This is a genomic window from Flavobacterium sp. NPDC079362 (assembly GCF_050267765.1).
GTDB classification, from domain to species: Bacteria; Bacteroidota; Bacteroidia; order Flavobacteriales; family Flavobacteriaceae; genus Flavobacterium; species Flavobacterium azizsancarii.
This window is the reverse complement of sequence record NZ_JBNNFM010000029.1, coordinates 1-19211: the sequence shown is the minus strand read 5'-3', so window position 1 is coordinate 19211 and position 19211 is coordinate 1. Positions and strand designations below refer to the sequence as shown.

Genomic DNA, 19211 nt, shown 5'->3' with positions numbered 1-19211 from the left:
ATTTTTGAATCTTGCGAGTGCAAATGTACTTATGAAATCCTAAATTTCAATGGCTAAAGCTGATTTACTTTTGGCATTTCATCATTTCTTTCGCAACAGCAATAGCCTGAGGGTTTTCGGTTTTTTCTAATTCCGAAATAATGTTTTTATAATTATTCTCGTCCCGGTTTTGCGATAGTTTTTTAGTAGCCTGAATTTCATCAATTTCAATTTCAAAGCCAAAAATCCCTCTGGCTTCGCGCATCGTTTTTGTAGACAAATCTTCGACGCGAACAGGGTTTGCTGAACTGGCCTCGTACTTATCAACTAATTTTTTAAGCTGTTCAATTGAAGTGGCTTCATCAACAATTTTTATTCGCCCATAAACGTGTACGGCTATGTAATTCCAGGTTGGTACATTTTCATGATCGTACCAGGAAGACGAAATATAACTATGCGGACCAGTAAATACTGCCAATACCTGATCGTTTTCTGCAAAACCTTCTGCTTGTGGATTTAGTTTTGAAAGATGCCCTTGCAGAATTTCTTTTCCGTCTGCATTAACTTCTAGTTCTATTGGAATATGTGTTGCACATAATTTTCCGTGAGTTTGATTGATCAGGATTCCAAAACTATTTTCTTTCAAAAAAGTTCTGATTGATTCCGGGTCTTCGTCTTTGTATATTTTTGGAGTATACATTTTTATGAATTTTGATTTAAAGATTTTCCCAGACAAATAGCCTCTGGTAGATCTGTATATTTTCCGTAATTCGGAATTACTTTATAACCTTGTTTTTGATAAAATTCAATAGCATTGCCATTTTTTACCCGTGTTTCTAAAACCAAATCTGTATAATCCAGTGTTATGGCTTTGTCTTCTAAAAAGGTTAAAATCGTTTGTCCGATTTTCTTTCCCGGGTATTTCGAATACATTCTTTTTACTTCTCCGGTATTTTGATCGATTGGTCTAATGGCACCGCAACCCACAATCTCATTCTCAATTTCGGCTATAACAAATACGAATTTTGAATTGTCGTTTTGCCAATCCTGAAAAGAATTCTTTCCGTCACTTCCAAAACGAAGATAAAGATTTTCGGATAATTCTTCTGTAATTGCCAGAACTTTTTCATCATCAGGATTTGCGATTTTTATAGAGGGAGTTTCGATCATTACGCTTAAAAAAAAATAATTGTTCTCGGGTTTTGATACATCGGGTTCCGAAACTTCGAGAGAGGTGTTTTAGTGTTTTAAAAGGCTTCAACTCTGCTCAGTCTGACAATAGCGGTAATTAGTAAAAATTAGTAAAATTTGTATTTTTAAATCACATTCACTTCAGCTTCAATATGAATTCCGAATTTTTCGAAAACAGTTTTTTGAACCTCTCTCGAAACTGCCAGAATTTCTTGCCCTGTTGCGTTTCCGTAATTTACTAAAACCAAAGCCTGATTTTTATGAACTCCAGCATCACCAAAACGTTTTCCTTTAAAACCGGCTTGTTCAATTAGCCAGCCCGCGGGAACTTTTACTTCAGTTTCGGACACTTCGTAGTATTTCATTTCCGGAAACTTCTGATGGATTTTTTCGAAATTAGATTTCAAGAGAATCGGATTTTTAAAGAAACTTCCGCTATTTCCCAATTCTTTAGGATCCGGTAATTTACTTTGTCTGATTGAGATTACAGCATTACTAACGTCCTTCAACGTTGGATTTGTAATATTGTTTTTAGCCAATTCAGCTGAAATGTCTCCGTATGAAATATTGATTTTGTGATTGCGTTTCGTTAGTTTGTACACTACCGATGTAATGATATATTGATCTTTTGCTTCATTTTTGAAGATGCTTTCTCTGTATCCAAAGTTACATTCAGCATTTATAAAAGTTTTTATTTTCTGAGTTTCAATATTCATGGCTTCGCAGGAAACAAAAGTGTCTTTGATCTCCGTTCCGTAAGCTCCAATGTTCTGAACCGGAGTTGTGCCGACATTGCCTGGAATTAAAGACATGTTTTCTAAACCACCAAAATTGTTGTCAATTGTCCACAGTACAAATTCGTGCCAGGTTTCGCCGGCCTGACTTTCGACCCAGACAAAATCATCGTCTTCTTTAATGATTTTTTTTCCTTTTAAGTCAATATGTATTACCAAAGCCTCAATGTCTTTCGTTAATAACATATTGCTTCCGCCTCCTAAAATGAATTTTTTCTCGCTTTTGTATTCTTCTAAAATGGTTTTTAATTCATTAACTGAATGAACGGCAACAAATTGTTTGGCTTTTGCTTCGATGCCAAAAGTATTATGTTTTTTTAAAGAAAAATTGGATTGGATTTCCATAAATAAAAGGCTTTTTGAATCCCAAAATGTCGGGATAATTCTGAGGTCAAAAGTAACGATTATAATTTATTTGAGTAGATTTTCCGGAAAATAACAATTAATAAAAAGATTGAAAATAAGTGTCAAAATGAGAGAGTGGCTTTTTGTGAAAAAAAAAAGCCTTATTAAAAAGTTGCAATTATAATGTTTGTCTCTTTCGTCGTGAATTTGCTTTGCCTTTTCGTTATCGCTCGGGTTTTGGCGGAACAAGCATGCTAAAATTCATCAGTGTCTAAAGCTCGATTAATAAACTCGTTCAAAGGTTTTAAAGCGATGAGTTTTTTGCTCATTTTAGCAACAAAGTCTTTTTGGGTCACTTCAGAAATATCATATTTTTGAGTAGCTGTGAAACTTTTTAGTTTTAAGAACTCAATTGCAGGATGATCTTTTTCATAGCCTCTTGGCGGGTTTTTAAGTGAATTGGTTTCGTTTACATCTAAACTTCCAAATTCTTTCTTGAAGTTTTTATCCGCAATAATAGCTTCCAGGTCATCGTGAAAAAAAGCAATTTCTTTTCGGACTTTTTTCAAATCATCAGATTCGGGAGAGTAAAATCCGCCAGCAATAAAACTGGCGCCTTTTTCTATGTGTACATAATATCCTGAACGGTTTAGACCTTTGGTTCCTCCCGACATCCAAACGCCTAAATGTGCTTTATATGGCGATTTGTCTTTAGAGAATCGAATATCGCGATTGATTCTGAAGGTACAGTTTTTAACTTCTAACAATTCTAATGAAGGATCAAGAGGTTTCATTACATCCAGAAAATCACTTACTAACTGCTGATAGTTTTTCTTGAAAATCTCGTATCGTTTTTTATTGTCGTGAAACCAATCTCTATTGTTGTTCTTTTTTAAATCGTCTAAAAATTGCAATGATTCTTTCGTTAGCATATTCTTTGTGTTATTGCAGTTGTTTTTTTAAGTCTTTTTCGCTGATAAAGCCTGTGTTTTTCCATTGTACAGCCTTATTGTTGTATAAAAGAATCGTTGGGAGCTGGTCAATCTTCATTTGAGTAGTTAATGTTTTGTTCTTGTCAACATCAATACGAATGATAACTACTTTATCGCTCATTTCTTTTTGCATTTTCAAAAGATAGGGTTCCATTTGTTTGCAAGGCCCGCACCATTCTGCGTAAAAATCAATTAAAACTTTTTTATCTGTATTTAGTAAATCATTAAAATCATTCATTGTCATTCCAACTTGTCCGGTCGAAGGTTTGCCAAATCCTTCTTCATTCCAATTCAGGAAGCCGCCTTCTAATTCATAGACAGTACTAAAACCTAATTCTTTTAGTTTTGTGGCTGCTTTTTTGCTTCTTCCTCCGCTTAGGCAATAAACAAAAACCGGTTTAGATTTGTCAAAAGATTCTGCTTTTGCAGCAAAATCATCGCTATTCCAATTTACATTTTTAGCATTATCGATATGGTCGGATTCAAATTCATCAGGAGTTCGAACGTCCAGGATTTGAGGATTTTCGGTGGTTTTAATCTTTTCTGCAAATTCTTTTGGATGAAGTGGTTCAAAAGAATTGGTTTTCTTTTCATTACAGGAAATTAGTAGAACTGAAACTATTAGTAATAAGATTTTTGGGAATTTCATTAGGCTTAATTTTAAAAATAATAATGCTAAAGTAATGATTTTTCAATTTTTAAATCTTAACAGAAAGTGAAATAAAAAAGTTTGCCACGAATTTCACGAATGAGCACGAATTTTTAAATAGGACATCGTGTTTTGCTTTGATTTATTTATGTCAAAGTTCTGTATCATAAAAGGCCGAAAAAAAGTTCGCCACGAATCTCGCGAATGAGCATGAATTAACTAGTTTGAAATTGAATTTTAAGAATTTTTATTTTTTGATAATGGCTGGCTAATGAAAATATTTCTCAAGTTTAAAGATGAAAAAAAACTACCCTAAATTGAAGATTTTATAACTCTGATGTGTCGATTTTACAATCGCTTCGGTTCGTTCCGGATGCGTGTCAGAAATAAAAAGCTGACCAAAAGTTTCACTGTTTACCATTTCGATAATTTTAGAAACACGGGTTTCGTCCAGTTTATCAAAAATATCATCAAATAATAAAAGAGGTTTTACACCGCTTTGTTTTTTCAAAAACTCAAATTGAGCCAATTTCAAGGCAATCAAAAAAGATTTTTGCTGACCTTGTGATCCGAATTTTTTTATTGGATGTGCGTCAATCTCAAAAGATAAATCGTCTTTATGGATTCCAACGCTTGTATAATGCAATGCACGATCTTTGCCGATATTTTCCTGTAAAAGTGTTAGTAAGTCTTTCTCGTACAGATGACTTTCATAAACTAATTGCACCGTTTCTTCAGATCCGGTTATCGTTTTATGGTGTTCATTAAATATAGGTATAAAATGTTCGAGAAAGTCTTTTCTCTTTTCAAAAATCGATTGTCCAAAACTATTTAGTTGCTCATTATATATAGATATGGTGTCATTGTCGAAAGTATGGTTCAGGGCAAAATACTTTAGTAAAGCATTTCGTTGTACGATTACTTTTTGATATTGTATAAGCTGATGCAAATAGGTAGAGTCTAATTGCGAGATTACACTGTCCATGAATTTACGGCGTGTTTCGCTTCCTTCTACAATTAAATCACGATCTGCGGGTGAAATAATTACTAACGGAATAAATCCAATATGGTCTGAGAACTTATCGTAGGCTTTTCCGTTTCTTTTTAGAATCTTCTTTTGTCCCTTTTTTAAACTGCAGACAATTTGTTCTGTTCTGTCATTTTTTTCTAATTCGGCATCAATTACAAAAAACTCTTCTCCATGTTTGATATTTTGAACTGCTAACGGATTAAAATAACTTTTTCCGTAAGCTAAATGATAAATTGCATCAAGCACATTGGTTTTTCCAATGCCGTTTTTACCCACAAAACAATTGATTTTGAGGTCGAAGTCAAAACTGGCTTCAGAGAAATTTTTATAATTGAATAAAGAAATTTTGTTTAAATGCATTTTTCAGGGACTGTAATGATAAAATTTGATGTTCCGGTATGTAACTTTTCTCGTTAGATTGTGTTTTTATGTCGCAGATTGAATGATTTTAAAAGGGTTTCTTGTAAAATATATCTCTAATCAGCGAGAATTCGTGAAATCTTAGGCGAAAATTATGTTCTTAGCCCGGGAAAAGTCGTGTTTTGGATAACAAAAATTTGAGGGTGCAAATTATCGAAAATTATCGATATAATAGGCTTTTGGGCTCTTTCAAGATGAATTATTTTGTAGAAATGAGTGAAGAAGTTGCCGTTTAGTAAATTATTTTTTTAAAATAGATATAAAATTGATTTTTTTTACGTTGGTTTCAATAAAAATTTTATTTTTGCCGTTCACTAAATTAAATTTTAAATGGCTACTTACAATAAAAGAGGATATAAGGCACCAAAGGAAAAGGAAGTTAAAGAAGAGGTTGTGAATGAAGAACAACAAGTAATTCTTGATGGAAAAAACAGCAAAACAGCTGAGGTTTTTTCTAAACTAGATGAAACTGCTTCAAAAACGGAGGATTGGGTTGCTAAAAATCAAAAAATCATTATTGGTTTAGTTGCCGGTATTGCAGTTGCTACTATTGGATATTTGGCTTACCAAAAATTTGTAGAAGCTCCTAAGCAAGATGAAGCTGCAAGCGAAATGTTTGTTGCTCAACAAAATTTTGATAAAGCGACTAATGGTGTGGCAAGTGATTCACTATACAAATTAGCATTGAATGGTTCTGAAGGTAAATTTGGATTCGTAAAAATTGCTGATGAATATTCTGGAACTGATGCAGGAAATTTAGCTAACTATTATGCTGGTATTGCTTCTTTGAATATTGGTAAATTTGATGATGCAATCAAATATTTAGGAAAATTCAAATCAAAAGAAGCTATCGTTAATGCTTTGGCAATTGGTGCAATTGGAGATGCTTATTCTCAAAAAAACCAACAAAAAGAAGCTTTGGACTACTATGTAAAAGCTGCTGAATCTAATAAAAATGATTTCACAACTCCTCGTTTCTTATTAAAAGCTGGTAAAACAGCATTGGCTCTAGGTCAAAAAGAAGATGCGTTGAAATATTTAACAGATATCAAAGAAAACTACGATGCAACACCAGAAGCTGCTTCTGTAGATGTATTGATTGGATTAGCACAATAAAAATATTTGATTTTAGATTTAAAATTTTAGATTTAAGATTGTAGATTTGTATTTCAGAATCTGAAATTTAAAAATCTAAAATATAAAGATGGCTACCGAAAATAAAAATTTATCAGAATACGATAAAAACACGATCCCAAATGCGAAAGATTTTCGATTTGGGATTGTTGTTTCTGAGTGGAACGAAATTATAACTGAAGGACTTTATAATGGGGCTTTTGATGCCTTAATTGATAATGAAGTTCCTGCTCAACAAATTATCCGTTGGAATGTTCCGGGGAGTTTTGAGTTAATTTATGGTGCAAAAAAAATGTTGCAGACACAAAATGTTGATGCGGTAATTGTAATTGGATGTGTAATTCAGGGACAGACCAAACATTTTGATTTTGTGTGCGAAGGCGTAACGCAGGGAATTAAAGATTTGAATGTTCAAACTGACATCCCGGTTATTTTTTGCGTTCTGACAGATAATAATATACAACAGTCAATTGACAGAAGTGGAGGAATTCACGGAAACAAAGGAACTGAAGCTGCAATCGCTGCTATCAAAATGGCGTATATCCGTCAGCAAGCTTCGATGTCGCATCCTTTTAATCAGCCTTTGTTGTCTTCGGGAGCGATTCAAATCGAAGAAACTCCAATAAAAATTGATAAAGAATAAAACACATTTGTTTTAAAATTACTAAAACCTATACTGTGTATAAATAGTATAGGTTTTTTGTTTTTTTTATGATGACACTTATTCTGAAAGCCAAGAGAAATTCATTAAATTTGTACTTCTTGGTTTGAAAATTTAAACCTTAACCTTTTAATTATTTTTTCTTAATGTCGAGTATAATTCAATTACTTCCTGATCATGTTGCTAACCAAATTGCCGCTGGAGAAGTGGTACAAAGACCTGCTTCAGTCGTAAAAGAACTGTTAGAAAACGCTGTTGATGCTAAAGCAACAGATATTAAATTGATCATTAAAGATGCTGGGAAATCATTAGTTCAGGTTATTGACAATGGTTTAGGAATGAGTGTAACTGATGCTCGTTTGTGTTTCGAACGTCATGCGACTTCTAAAATTCGTAAGGCCGAGGATTTATTTTCATTGCATACCAAAGGTTTTCGTGGTGAGGCATTGGCTTCTATAGCTGCAATTGCGCACATGGAAATGAAAACCAAGCAAGATCAGGAAGAATTGGGAACCCATATTATAATCGAAGGAAGTAAATTCATCTCGCAGGAAGTGGCGGTTTTGCCAAAAGGAACGTCATTTGCCGTTAAAAATCTATTTTTTAATATTCCGGCGCGTCGTAATTTCTTAAAGTCAGATACCGTCGAATTTCGCCATGTTATGGATGAATTTCAACGTGTAGCTTTGGCGCATCCAAACATTCATTTTACGTTTTATCACAATGGCAGCGAAATGTATAATTTGCCAGCGGCAGGTTCCCGTCAGCGTATTGTTGGGATTATGTCCGGTAAAACCAATGAAAAATTAGTGCCTGTTAACGAAGATACTGAGATTATAAATGTTCAGGGATTTGTTTGTAAGCCTGAATTTGCGAAGAAAAGCAGGGGAGAGCAGTTCTTTTTTGTAAACGATCGTTTCATAAAAAGTGGTTATCTGCATCACGCAGTAATGGCTGCTTATGACGGACTTTTGAAAGACGGTTCACAGCCAAGCTATTTCTTGTATTTGCAAGTTCCGCCAAATACGATAGATATCAATATTCATCCTACTAAAACTGAAATTAAGTTTGATGATGAACAGGCTTTGTATGCTATTTTAAGAGCTTCTATCAAACACAGTTTAGGGCAGTTTAATGTAGCTCCTGTTCTTGATTTTGACAGGGATGCTAATTTAGATACGCCATATCACTATAAAGATTTGGAGGGAGAAACACCAACAATTCAGGTTGATGGAACTTTTAATCCGTTTACGGATGATAAAACCAATCAGCATTATTCTAAATCGTCTTCGGGGTCAAGTTCTGGAGGAGGCTCAGGTTTTAGTTCCGGATCGGGTTCGGGTTCAGGCTCCTATCCAGGATATAATAAAAGAGTTGAACCTACAGCAACCTGGGAAAGTTTATATGTAGGTTTAGAAACCGATACCATAGAAAGTTCGCCTTTTACATTCGAAAATGAAGAAGTAACTTCGTCATTGTTCAATGATAATGAGATTGAGCAGGCGAGTCAGGGAATATATCAAATTCATAAAAAATATATTGTTTCGCCTATAAAATCAGGAATGGTAATCGTTGATCAGCAACGAGCGCATCAGCGTATTTTGTACGAGCAGTTTTTATTGAATATGACCGTGAATCAGGCTTCAAGTCAACAATTGTTGTTTCCGTTGAATTTGTTTTATTCATCTGATGAAATGACATTAATAGAAGAATTGAAACCGTCTCTGGAAACAACAGGTTTTGTTTTTGAAAAAGCACAAACAGATCACGTAGTTATTTCTGGAATTCCGGTAAATATTACAGAGAGTGAAGTTTCTCTGGTAATTGAACAATTATTAAGTGATTTGCAGGACGGAATTCCGGCAAGCAGTTACAGTCAGAATGATACTATCGCAAAATCGATGGCAAAAAGCTTAGCGGTTAAAACAGGATCTTATTTAACCGAGAAGGAACAAGATAATTTAGTAAACGGTTTGTTTGCTTGTAAAGATCCAAATATTTCACCTTTTCAAAAACCTACTTTCATCACGATGCGTGTTGAAGATATAGATAAAAAGTTTGCCTTATGATGAATATGACTCCCGTTGTAAAACAATTATTGATAATCAATATCATCTTTTTTATTGGTTCGCAATTAGTGCCAGTATCGTATGAGTATTTTGCTATGTTTTTTCCTGAAAATCCAAGTTTCAGGGCATGGCAGCCAATCACGCATATGTTTATGCATGGTGGTATTATGCATATTGCTTTCAATATGTTTGCAATGGTTTCTTTTGGATCAGCATTAGAACATTTCTGGGGAGGTAAAAAATTCTTGTTTTTTTATATTTCTTGTGGTTTGGGTTCTGCATTATTACATACTGCTGTAAATTATTATTCTTTTCAGGATACATTAAGTACTCTGATGGCAAATGGATATCAGAAAGACGAGATAATGAAATTATTGAGTCAGGGAAAAATAGATACGAGATGGCAGGATTTAGTTTCGGTTTCTCAATTTAATAGTTTTACAAGTGCTTACATCGGGACAGTTGTTGGTGCGTCAGGTGCTATTTACGGTTTGTTAACAGCCTTTGCTTTTATGTTTCCTAATGCTGAGCTGGCATTAATGTTTATTCCAATTCCAATTAAGGCTAAATATTTTGTTCCGGCTATTTTGGCGGTAGATTTGTTTTTAGGATTTCAAGGGAATTCTTTATTTGGAAACGGCGGTACCGGAATTGCTCATTTTGCACATGTTGGTGGAGCTTTGACTGGATTTTTGATTATGTGGTACTGGAAAAAGAATCAGTTTAATAGTAATCGTTGGAATTAATTTTTAATTTTAATATCCAAAAATAAAAACCAAAAGAAACTATTATGAATATTCTTGATGATTTAAAGCTACAGTACAAATTAGGCGGTATAGCAATGCGTGTTATTTACTGGAACGTTGCCTGTTTTGCGATCTCATTAGTGTTCTTTTATCAGTATTCCGGTGGTGGTTTTGCCTATCCAAATTGGTTGGCATTATCGTCAGATCCAAATGTGTTTATGTTTAAGCCATGGACATTTTTGACATACGCATTTTTTCATTCGTCATTTTTTCATTTGTTGTTTAATATGATGGTTTTGAATTTTGCAAGCAATTTATTCCTGACCTTTTTTACTCAGAAGCAATATTTAGGTTTGTATATTTTAGGTGCTATTTTCTCTGGTGTTATCTTCTCTTTAAGTTTTTACTTTTTAGGCATGCCGGGTATTATTGTTGGGGCTTCGGCTGCGATAATGGCAATTTTAGTTGCTGTAACAACTTATCAGCCCTTGATGGGCGTACGTTTATTACTTATTGGTAATGTTAAGCTTTGGCATATTACAGCTGTAATTCTTGTTCTTGATTTAATGCAGTTTCGTTTAGATAATACTGGCGGACATATATCGCATTTGGCTGGAGCTCTTTTTGGTTTTGTATTTATTAAATTGCTTCAAAATGGTACAGATCTAAGTGTAATAGTTTCGAGAACTTTAGATTTTTTTACCAATCTATTCAAAAAATCCCCTACGACCCCTTTTACAAAAGTTCATAAGAATTATAAAAAACCTACTGAAAAAGTTACATCGAGAATTGTTACAAAAGATAAAACGCAACAACAAATTGATGAAATTTTAGACAAGATTAGCCAATCCGGTTACGATTGTCTTACAAAAGAAGAAAAAGAGTTTTTATTTAAAGCTGGAAAATAATCCTTTTAGCAAAAAAATATGAAAAACCTTTCGTGGTTTAATAAAATAATGTTCTTTTTGAATATAGTACTAACTGTAGTGACTTTTAGTATTTATATTTTACCTTTTCTGGCGCCTAAGAGTTTTCCGCTTTTATCGGTGCTAACGCTCTTTATGCCTGTTTTTTTTGTGCTGAATGGGTTGTTCTTTATTTATTGGGCGATTCAGTTTAAAAAGCGTCTTATATTGTCTGGTTTGGTTCTGTTGACCGGAATAACATTTATAAGTAAGTTTTATAAATTTTCTGCCAAAGAATATGTCAAAGACGAAAAAGATTTCTCTGTAATGAGTTATAATGTGCGTCTTTTTAATGTTTTTAAATGGTTGGACCGGGACGATATTCCGTCTAATATAAAAGCTTTTATCGACGAAAAAGATCCGGACATTCTCTGTATTCAGGAATATTCAAATTCAGCTCATATAGATCTGAAAGTCTATCCTCATCGATATATTTTTATTGATGGTAACCAGATTAAAACCGGACAAGCCATTTTTTCTAAATTTCCAATTATAAATGAGGGGAATATTATTTTTCCTAAATCTGATAATAATGTCGTTTATGCAGATATAAAACGTGGCAAAGATGTAATCAGGGTTTACAATATGCATTTGCAATCGATTAAAATCTCACCGGATGTGAGTGATATCTCAAATGATATTGATAATGTAAATCAGGAAAAATCACAGCTTATTTATACCCGAATTAGCAAGGGGTTTAGGCAGCAACAAGAACAGGCGGAGATTTTTAAAGAAAATATTAAAAAATGCACAACGCCGTTTATTATTTGTGGAGACATGAATAACAGCCCTTTCTCATACGTTTATCGAAGTATAAAAGGGAAGCAAAAGGATGCTTTTGAGGAAGCAGGCGAAGGTTTTGGGGCGACTTATAAGTTCCGCTACTATCCTGCAAGAATTGACTATATTTTTACAGACAGTAAAATGAAAGTGAAGCAATTTGAAAGTTTTCCGGATTTCGAAAATTCAGATCATTATCCTATAATGGCAAGGCTTTCTATGGAATAAAGTTTTTTTAAAAATCCAAATTCCAAAAGTTAGTTTATAATATTTTTTGCGTCTTTAAATAATCCATCGCAAATTTACCTTCATTAAAAAGCAAGTCCAGAACGCTTAAGTTATTAATAAATCCGTGTTTGTCATCAAAAACCTGAGTGTATTTCTCGAATGTATTAGGGTCTTTTTTTCCGTTTGCTAAAAATCTGAAATCAGTTATGTTTTCCGCTTCATGAAAATATTCTGTCGATTTCGAAAATTCTAGTTTCATTCGTAAACATTTGGTTACGACATCTAAAACTTCCATATTTAAATCCATTAGAAAATTATGTTGTTTTTCGAAAATTGGACGAATGTCATCCTCAAAAAACTCAAAAAATGGAGAACTTCTATAGCCGGCTTCTAATGATTTAAAATGTTGTTTCTGCCAGTCGAATTCATTCTCAATCAAAACATCTTTTGTTTTTTGATGTAATGTTTTTGAATGCTTAACGGGGATATTCAGTAGCTGAATTCCGTTTGGACTGTAGATATAAGTTCGGTTTCTGTTGGTTTGTTTCTGAAAATTATCTTCCATCTCAAAAGTGACATTTTCAGATTGAGCCATAACTGCAAAGTGGCTAATTGACGGAAAATAGGTAGGAAGTAATAAGGAGTTCATTTTTTTCTAATTTTGCTTTAAAAGTTTCAGGTTTCAAGTTTCATGTTCGCAAAGAACCTGAAACTTGAAACCTGAAACAAAAATAACTATTTTTTTTATGCTTTGTTTTCTTTTCTTTTTCTCCAGAAATAGTCACCAATAAAATAAGCGGCAAGAATAATAAGGAAGTATTTAAAGTAAGATTGTGGTTGTCCTTCGCCGTCAACAGTGGTAAAAACCCTGTCCCAGCGAACTTTGTTTATTCCTTTTCCGTTCGTGTCCCAGCTCATCCAGATAAAAACTGGTTTCCCTACAATATGATCTGCAGGAACATATCCCCAATAACGGCTGTCTTCAGAGTTATGACGGTTGTCTCCCATCATCCAGTAATAATCTTGTTTAAAGGTGTATGTAGTAGCCTGTTTTCCGTTTATTAAAAAATGTGAACCGTCTAACTGCAAAGTGTTTCCTTCGTATTTTGTAATGATCTCTTTGTAAAATGGCAAAGATTCATTTGTTAATGCAACTGTTTTTCCAGCTTGAGGGATGTAAATTGGTCCAAAATTATCCTGGCTCCATTTGTTGATATGAGGGAATATCGCATTATCATTTCCTCTGTCAATTTGTCTAATTACGCCGCTCACACCAGGAGTGTTTTTAAAGCGTTCTGCACTTGCTTCTGTTAAAGCCGTGAAGTAAATTGTATCTCTTGTTTGCTCATTTTTAAAATAACCTCCATCAGTGATGTCTAATTCTTTTACTAGAGATTGTAAGTCAACAGCTGTTTTTCCGTCAAATGCAACAATATAAGAGTATTGAGGTTTAGCACGTTCCGGTAAAACTAATTTTTTTCCGTTGATAAAAACAAAACCGTCTACAATTGATAAACTGTCACCAGGAATACCAACACATCTTTTTACGTAATTTGATTTTTTATCAATAGGTTTTATAATTCCCGGTCTTCCCTTTGGCTCATAAAAATAATGAACGGTATCAACTGGCCAGTTAAAAACAACAATGTCTGATCTTTTTATCTTTTCTATCGCAGGTAATCTGAAATAAGGTAATTGTGGCCAGCTTAAGTATGATTTTCTTTTTAAGAATGGTATTGTGTCGTGAACCATAGGTAATGCTACGGTAGTCATAGGTACACGAGGACCATAATTGACTTTGCTTACAAACAAAAAGTCACCAACTAATAATGATTTTTCTAATGATGAAGTCGGAATTGTATAAGGTTGTACTACATACGTGTGTACTAATGTTGCTACGATAATAGCAAAAAGTAATGAACTTATAGTATCTGCAGTTTTGTTTTGAGGTCTTAATTCTCTATTGGCATTATACTCTAATTTTTGGGTATAATTGACATAATAGATATAAAAACCAAAAGTAAAAATTCCTAATAATGTATCTAACGTAGATTTTTTGCCAAAGGTTCTTAATGTTTCTACCCAAATTACAGGAAACATAATCAAGTTAATAATAGGAATAAAAAGTAATATAGTCCACCAGGTTGGTCGACTGATTATTTTCATTAAAATTATGGAGTTGTAAACCGGAATCGCAGCTTCCCAACTTTTTCTTCCGGCTGCCTGATATAATTTCCAGGTTCCCAGAAAGTGAATTACCTGTACAGCTAAGAAAAATACAAACCAAAGATATAGAGTCATAATATTTTGTTTAAAGTTTCGAGTTTTAAGGCTTTTTAGTTTCGGCCTTAAAATTTCAATCTGTTATTTTAAGTTTAATACATCTTTCATGCTGTAGATACCTTTTTTACCGGCAAGCCATTCAGCGGCAATTACAGCGCCCAGAGCAAAACCTTCGCGGTTATGTGCAGTATGTTTTAATTCGATGCTGTCTACAATTGAGTCATAAGTTACGGTGTGAGTTCCCGGAACATCACCAATTCTTTTAGCTTCGATATGAATTTCATTTGATTGAGCCTGGTCTAAAGTCCAATTTGCATAGTTACTATTTTCGATAACACCTTTTGCCAAAGAAATAGCTGTTCCGCTTGGGGCATCTAATTTTTGAGTATGATGAATTTCTTCCATAGTCACTTTATAAGAATCAAATTGTGACATGATTTTAGCCAGATATTCATTTAGTTCAAAGAAAATATTAACTCCTAAACTAAAATTTGAACTTGATATAAAACCACCTTGTTTTTCATTGCAAAGTGCAGTCATTTCGTCAAAATGCTCTAACCACCCTGTTGTTCCTGAAACTACAGGTACATTGTTGTTAAAACAGCTTGAGATGTTGCTTACTGCAGCAGTTGGAACACTAAAGTCGATTGCAACGTCAGCCAAAGAAAGTCCGTCGTATGTGTTGAATTCATCTTTCTTTAAAACAATTTCATGACCTCTTTCTAAAGCAATTCGTTCGATTACTTTACCCATTTTTCCGTATCCTAAAAGCGCAATTTTCATTTTATATATTTTTTGAGTTTAAATAACACAAGCTATTTAAAAGTGGTAATTAAAAGTTAATCCAACGTTTGGTCTGAAAGTTATATCGTTGGGGTATACCTCCGGAGTCATTGATAGTCGCTCGCTTACGTTGAACTGAATCAGAGCAGCATCAACATTGGCATCTATAATGTTTAAGGCATAAAAAGCTACAACAAATAAAGCTGATAAGTCTCTGTTTCGCTGATAGAATTTTTGACCTGCAACAAGCCTGCTTTCATCCAGAAACTGATAGTTATCGTCGTTATAACCTTCTAATCTTCGTTTATAGGCATCGCGATAATCGTGGTATTTTTTATTGTTATCAAGATAAAAATATAAACTGGTACCAATTGCTCCGTAAACTAAAGGAATTTTCCAGTATTTTTTGTTGTACGCCTGACCTAAACCGGGTAATATAGCCGAGTAAAAGGCTGCTTTTGCCGGTGTAAGCGGGTCTATTTCTTGTAACTTGCTAGTGTCTTTAACAGCTAAAACCGTTTCTTTTTTTACCTGGGCAAAAAGAGAAACGGTTCCTATGAAAAAGAACAATAGACTTATGGGGACAATCTTATTCACTATCCGTTTATTAATTTTATAATTCTATTAAAGTCGGCTTCAGAATTAAAAGGAATTGTAATTTTTCCTTTTCCGTTGCCGGCAACTTTTACATCAACTTTCGCACCAAAATAATCATTAAAGACACTTTTTTTCTCTTCGAGAATTTCAAAAGTCGATTCTGCCCTGGCTTTTCCTTCCGGTTTTGGTTTCAGGCTTTCATGATAATTTTTTACCAGACTTTCTGTTTCACGAACAGATAAGTTTTGGCTGACTATTTTTTGATAGATATCAGTCTGAATGTCTAAATCTTCAATGTTGATAATTGCTCTACCGTGTCCCATGCTGATAAAACCATCACGAATACCCGTTTGAATAATTGGGTCAAGTTTTAAAAGACGTAAATAATTGGCAATTGTAGAACGTTTTTTTCCAACACGCTCGCTCATTTGTTCCTGTGTTAATTGAATTTCATCAATCAAACGTTGGTACGAAAGTGCGATCTCAATTGGGTCTAAGTCATGGCGCTGAATATTTTCAACCAAAGCCATAACTAATGATTCGTTGTCATTTGCAATACGAATATATGCAGGAACATGAGTCAGGCCTACTAATGTTGAAGCGCGTAAACGACGCTCTCCAGAAATTAATTGGTATTTGTTGAAGTCTAATTTTCGAACAGTAATAGGTTGAATCACACCAAGTTCTTTAATAGAAGTCGCTAATTCTCGTAACGACTCTTCATTAAAATTACTTCTTGGCTGAAACGGATTTATTTCGATAGCACTTATTTCAAGCTCAATGATGTTTCCAACAACTTTGTCAGCATTTTTGTCTTCTACTGATGTAATGTCGTTTTCCGGATCTTTTAATAATGCTGATAATCCTCGTCCTAAGGCTTGTTTTTTAATTGCTTTTGTCATAAAAACTATTTGCTGTTTTTCTTTATAATTTCTTGCGCTAAATTAATATAATTAACCGCTCCTTTGCTTGTTGCGTCATAGTTTATGATGCTTTCGCCAAAACTTGGAGCCTCGCTTAATTTTACATTTCGCTGGATAACGGTATCAAAAACCATATCGTTGAAGTGTTTTTGAACCTCTTCTACAACCTGATTTGATAAACGTAATCTTGAATCGTACATCGTTAGTAACAATCCTTCGATATCAAGGTCCGGGTTGTGTATTTTTTGAATACTTTTTATGGTATTCAATAATTTTCCTAATCCTTCAAGTGCAAAATATTCACATTGAATTGGAATTACTACTGAGTCAGCTGCTGTTAAGGCATTCAAAGTTAGTAAACCCAATGAAGGTGCACAGTCGATAATGATATAATCATATTCGTCTTTTACACTTTCTAACGCTTTTTTAAGCATATATTCTCTGTTTTCTTTGTCAACCAATTCGATTTCGATGGCAACAAGATCAATGTGAGCCGGGATCACATCAACATTTACAGCTGAACATTTTATAATGGTTTCTTTTGGGGTGTTGCTGTGTTCAAGTATCTGGTAGGTACCAATCTCAACAGATTCTACATCAATCCCAAGGCCAGATGTAGCATTGGCTTGAGGATCAGCATCAATCAATAATACTTTTTTTTCTAAAACACCCAATGAGGCCGCAAGATTTACTGATGTAGTAGTTTTTCCAACGCCTCCTTTTTGATTAGCAATCGCAATGATTTTGCCCATTTATTTTCTGAATTTTGAACCGTAAAAATACAATTATTTATGGTTTCTGAAAATCTATTTTGTTAACATTTAAGAAACTTCGATTAATCGTGGTATGGTACGTGTTTTGTTGAATTTTATTTCTTCTTGTTACGAAAATTAGTGCCGAAATTTCTTTCTGTTTTATTATTGTTTTTCATTTAAAAGGGTTGATATGACGTTTAGGTTCAGAAAATAAATTTTTTGGTGTTAAATTTTGATTTACTTATTGATTTTTTGGATTTTTGCGAAATTGTCTAGTTTTCAATCTATTATTTTTTGAAATGTTTTTTAACTTGTCTGTTTTTTAGTTTCACTAGGATTATATCCAAAATGACTTTTATACAAACGAGAAAAATGAGAAACGTTCTCGTAACCCACTTCGTAACATACATCTGCAATTGTCAATTGCGTAGTAAGAAATAGTTCCTTTGCTTTATATAATCGTTTTTCCTGAATCCATTTTGCAGGAGTTATATGAAACAAAGACTCAAATTCCCGACGAAAAGTTGATAAGCTTCTTCCGGATATGTAGGCCAGTTCCTGTAGAGAATAAGGCTGTAGATAATGTTGTTCTATCGTTTTTAACAAATCTCTGGTTTCATTGCGATCGATATTTATTAACTGATTTAAAAACGTTGGATTAGCTTGTGAAAGATCATAAAGTAATTCTAAAATTTTTAGTTTAAACAATCCTGTTTTTATAGTTTCGTTGTCATCAAAATAGGGTTTCAATGAAGTCAGGAATGATTTTAAACGTTCTCCATACGGATGAATTATTGCTTTGTCATAATTTTCTACTTCTGAATAATGATCCATTTCTATCAATTTAATAAAATCAATAATGATATCTTTCTTTAAGGAAAAAGACACACTTTCGTACATGAAATCATTTAATGCATCTCCAGTTTTTAGAATTTCAACATAAGTGGCCTTTTTTATTAGTAACATTTCACCTTTTTTCACTGAATAAAGTTGATTGCCAATCTGCAATTCATTTGATCCTTCTATTGCAAATAACAAAAAATGATCTTTCAATAAATTCTGTTTATGAAATGGTGTCTTATGCTGTGGTCGACAAATTTCTGTTTTACCAATTTTATCTGATGTTATAATAATATGTGTTCCCGGATATGAATCTTGGTCTCCTGTTTGTTTTATAACGTTCATAATATTTTTTTTGTGAATGTATAAATATTCTTACTATTAATTTTTGTAAATACAAATAACTTAGATTGACACGAATAGTCATGTAGTAAGGCGTTTTAAGAAAAATCGAAATAAAGAATGTAATAGATCTTTGTAAAAACTAATTTATAAAAAATGTCAAAATTTAAAAATTCAGAAAAAGTATTTGAGATTAAAGGATTATCTCAGGCAGTTGTAATTCCATTTGAAAACCAGAAAATGATTATCCTTTCCGGGCAAATTCCACTTAACAAGCAAGGCGAATTAGTTGGTAATGATGTAGCGACACAATCAATTCAAATTTTTGAAAATATCAAAAGCATTTTAGAAACATGCGGAGCTACTCTAAATGATATTGTAAAACTGGGAATTTTTATAACCGATATTTCGCAAATCGCAGGATACAGAGAGGCAAGAGACCAGTTTATTAATCTTGATATGCCGCCAACAAGTACACTTGTAGAGGTTAAAGGATTGTTTAGAAACGATGTTTTTGTTGAAATAGAAGCTGTTGCAATGTTGTGAAATTAACAAAAAGTCTTTTCAAAATAATATTGTTGAGCCGCAGGATTTTTACCTGCGGCTCTTCTTGTTGTGTGCCCAGCATGGGCGATAACTCTAGGGTGTAAGTCCCGAACACGCCTTTACAGTGGGAAGTGTTAGCTGAATGCAAGGGTGTCCATC

General features: G+C 33.5%; 20 protein-coding genes. 7 read left to right on the top strand and 13 right to left on the bottom strand.

What is annotated here, in order from left to right; all coding sequences use genetic code 11:
• Window positions 1-64: 64 nt before the first annotated feature.
• The 6 genes from ACQKCJ_RS19660 to recF all read right to left on the bottom strand — a co-directional run bounded on the left by ACQKCJ_RS19660 (window position 65) and on the right by recF (window position 5340).
• Window positions 65-679 carry an FMN-binding negative transcriptional regulator gene (locus ACQKCJ_RS19660; protein ID WP_271337429.1) on the bottom strand — a complete coding sequence of 205 codons (615 nt, stop codon included), beginning with the start codon at window positions 677-679 and terminating at the stop codon, window positions 65-67.
• A 2-nt stretch (window positions 680-681) separates the two neighbouring features.
• Window positions 682-1149 carry a GNAT family N-acetyltransferase gene (locus tag ACQKCJ_RS19655; protein ID WP_271337430.1) on the bottom strand — a complete coding sequence of 156 codons (468 nt, stop codon included), beginning with the start codon at window positions 1147-1149 and terminating at the stop codon, window positions 682-684.
• Window positions 1150-1295: 146 nt separating this feature from the next.
• Complete coding sequence (gene murB / locus ACQKCJ_RS19650; RefSeq protein ID WP_271337431.1) at window positions 1296-2309, bottom strand: UDP-N-acetylmuramate dehydrogenase; 1014 nt, start codon at window positions 2307-2309, stop codon at window positions 1296-1298.
• Window positions 2310-2563: 254 nt separating this feature from the next.
• Window positions 2564-3241 carry a DUF2461 domain-containing protein gene (locus ACQKCJ_RS19645; protein ID WP_427402754.1) on the bottom strand — a complete coding sequence of 226 codons (678 nt, stop codon included), beginning with the start codon at window positions 3239-3241 and terminating at the stop codon, window positions 2564-2566.
• A 10-nt stretch (window positions 3242-3251) separates the two neighbouring features.
• Complete coding sequence (locus ACQKCJ_RS19640; protein WP_427402753.1) at window positions 3252-3950, bottom strand: thioredoxin domain-containing protein; 699 nt, start codon at window positions 3948-3950, stop codon at window positions 3252-3254.
• 307 nt (window positions 3951-4257) lie between these two features.
• On the bottom strand, window positions 4258-5340 hold the full coding sequence (gene recF / locus ACQKCJ_RS19635; protein WP_271337434.1) for a DNA replication/repair protein RecF: 1083 nt from the start codon (window positions 5338-5340) through the stop codon (window positions 4258-4260).
• Window positions 5341-5730: 390 nt separating this feature from the next.
• Between recF and ACQKCJ_RS19630 the strand changes: the two genes are divergently transcribed.
• From ACQKCJ_RS19630 to ACQKCJ_RS19605, 6 genes are all read left to right on the top strand, one after another.
• Window positions 5731-6516: a tetratricopeptide repeat protein gene (locus tag ACQKCJ_RS19630; RefSeq protein ID WP_271337435.1), complete on the top strand. Its 786-nt coding sequence runs from the start codon at window positions 5731-5733 to the stop codon at window positions 6514-6516.
• Between the two features lie 88 nt (window positions 6517-6604).
• On the top strand, window positions 6605-7177 hold the full coding sequence (ribH, locus tag ACQKCJ_RS19625; protein ID WP_427402752.1) for a 6,7-dimethyl-8-ribityllumazine synthase: 573 nt from the start codon (window positions 6605-6607) through the stop codon (window positions 7175-7177).
• 164 nt (window positions 7178-7341) lie between these two features.
• Window positions 7342-9264: a DNA mismatch repair endonuclease MutL gene (gene mutL / locus ACQKCJ_RS19620; RefSeq protein WP_271337437.1), complete on the top strand. Its 1923-nt coding sequence runs from the start codon at window positions 7342-7344 to the stop codon at window positions 9262-9264.
• Complete coding sequence (locus ACQKCJ_RS19615; RefSeq protein ID WP_427402751.1) at window positions 9261-10010, top strand: rhomboid family intramembrane serine protease; 750 nt, start codon at window positions 9261-9263, stop codon at window positions 10008-10010. Before mutL ends, ACQKCJ_RS19615 begins: the two co-directional genes overlap by 4 nt.
• A gap of 44 nt (window positions 10011-10054) precedes the next feature.
• Entirely contained in the window at window positions 10055-10918 is an 864-nt protein-coding gene (locus ACQKCJ_RS19610) for a rhomboid family intramembrane serine protease (protein ID WP_271337439.1), read from the top strand.
• Between the two features lie 18 nt (window positions 10919-10936).
• Window positions 10937-11983 carry an endonuclease/exonuclease/phosphatase family protein gene (locus ACQKCJ_RS19605; RefSeq protein ID WP_427402750.1) on the top strand — a complete coding sequence of 349 codons (1047 nt, stop codon included), beginning with the start codon at window positions 10937-10939 and terminating at the stop codon, window positions 11981-11983.
• 34 nt (window positions 11984-12017) lie between these two features.
• On the opposite strand, the gene ACQKCJ_RS19600 is transcribed toward ACQKCJ_RS19605, so the two are convergent.
• From ACQKCJ_RS19600 to ACQKCJ_RS19570, 7 genes are all read right to left on the bottom strand, one after another.
• Window positions 12018-12632, bottom strand: a complete 615-nt coding sequence (locus ACQKCJ_RS19600; RefSeq protein ID WP_271337440.1) for a WbqC family protein — start codon at window positions 12630-12632, stop codon at window positions 12018-12020.
• 95 nt (window positions 12633-12727) lie between these two features.
• A complete protein-coding gene (lepB, locus tag ACQKCJ_RS19595; RefSeq protein WP_427402749.1) occupies window positions 12728-14284 on the bottom strand; it encodes a signal peptidase I in 1557 nt (518 codons plus the stop codon).
• Between the two features lie 63 nt (window positions 14285-14347).
• The gene (gene dapB / locus ACQKCJ_RS19590) at window positions 14348-15049 is read right to left on the bottom strand and encodes a 4-hydroxy-tetrahydrodipicolinate reductase (protein ID WP_427402748.1); all 702 of its coding nucleotides are present in this window, start codon (window positions 15047-15049) and stop codon (window positions 14348-14350) included.
• A 36-nt stretch (window positions 15050-15085) separates the two neighbouring features.
• Complete coding sequence (locus tag ACQKCJ_RS19585) at window positions 15086-15646, bottom strand: DUF5683 domain-containing protein (protein WP_271337443.1); 561 nt, start codon at window positions 15644-15646, stop codon at window positions 15086-15088.
• Window positions 15646-16548, bottom strand: a complete 903-nt coding sequence (locus ACQKCJ_RS19580) for a ParB/RepB/Spo0J family partition protein (RefSeq protein ID WP_271337444.1) — start codon at window positions 16546-16548, stop codon at window positions 15646-15648. Before ACQKCJ_RS19580 ends, ACQKCJ_RS19585 begins: the two co-directional genes overlap by 1 nt.
• Window positions 16549-16553: 5 nt before the next feature.
• Window positions 16554-17321: a ParA family protein gene (locus ACQKCJ_RS19575; RefSeq protein WP_213306802.1), complete on the bottom strand. Its 768-nt coding sequence runs from the start codon at window positions 17319-17321 to the stop codon at window positions 16554-16556.
• A gap of 309 nt (window positions 17322-17630) precedes the next feature.
• Window positions 17631-18509 carry a helix-turn-helix domain-containing protein gene (locus ACQKCJ_RS19570; RefSeq protein ID WP_427402747.1) on the bottom strand — a complete coding sequence of 293 codons (879 nt, stop codon included), beginning with the start codon at window positions 18507-18509 and terminating at the stop codon, window positions 17631-17633.
• Between the two features lie 153 nt (window positions 18510-18662).
• Between ACQKCJ_RS19570 and ACQKCJ_RS19565 the strand changes: the two genes are divergently transcribed.
• The gene (locus ACQKCJ_RS19565; protein ID WP_271337446.1) at window positions 18663-19052 is read left to right on the top strand and encodes a RidA family protein; all 390 of its coding nucleotides are present in this window, start codon (window positions 18663-18665) and stop codon (window positions 19050-19052) included.
• The last annotated feature ends 159 nt before the right edge of the window (window positions 19053-19211 follow it).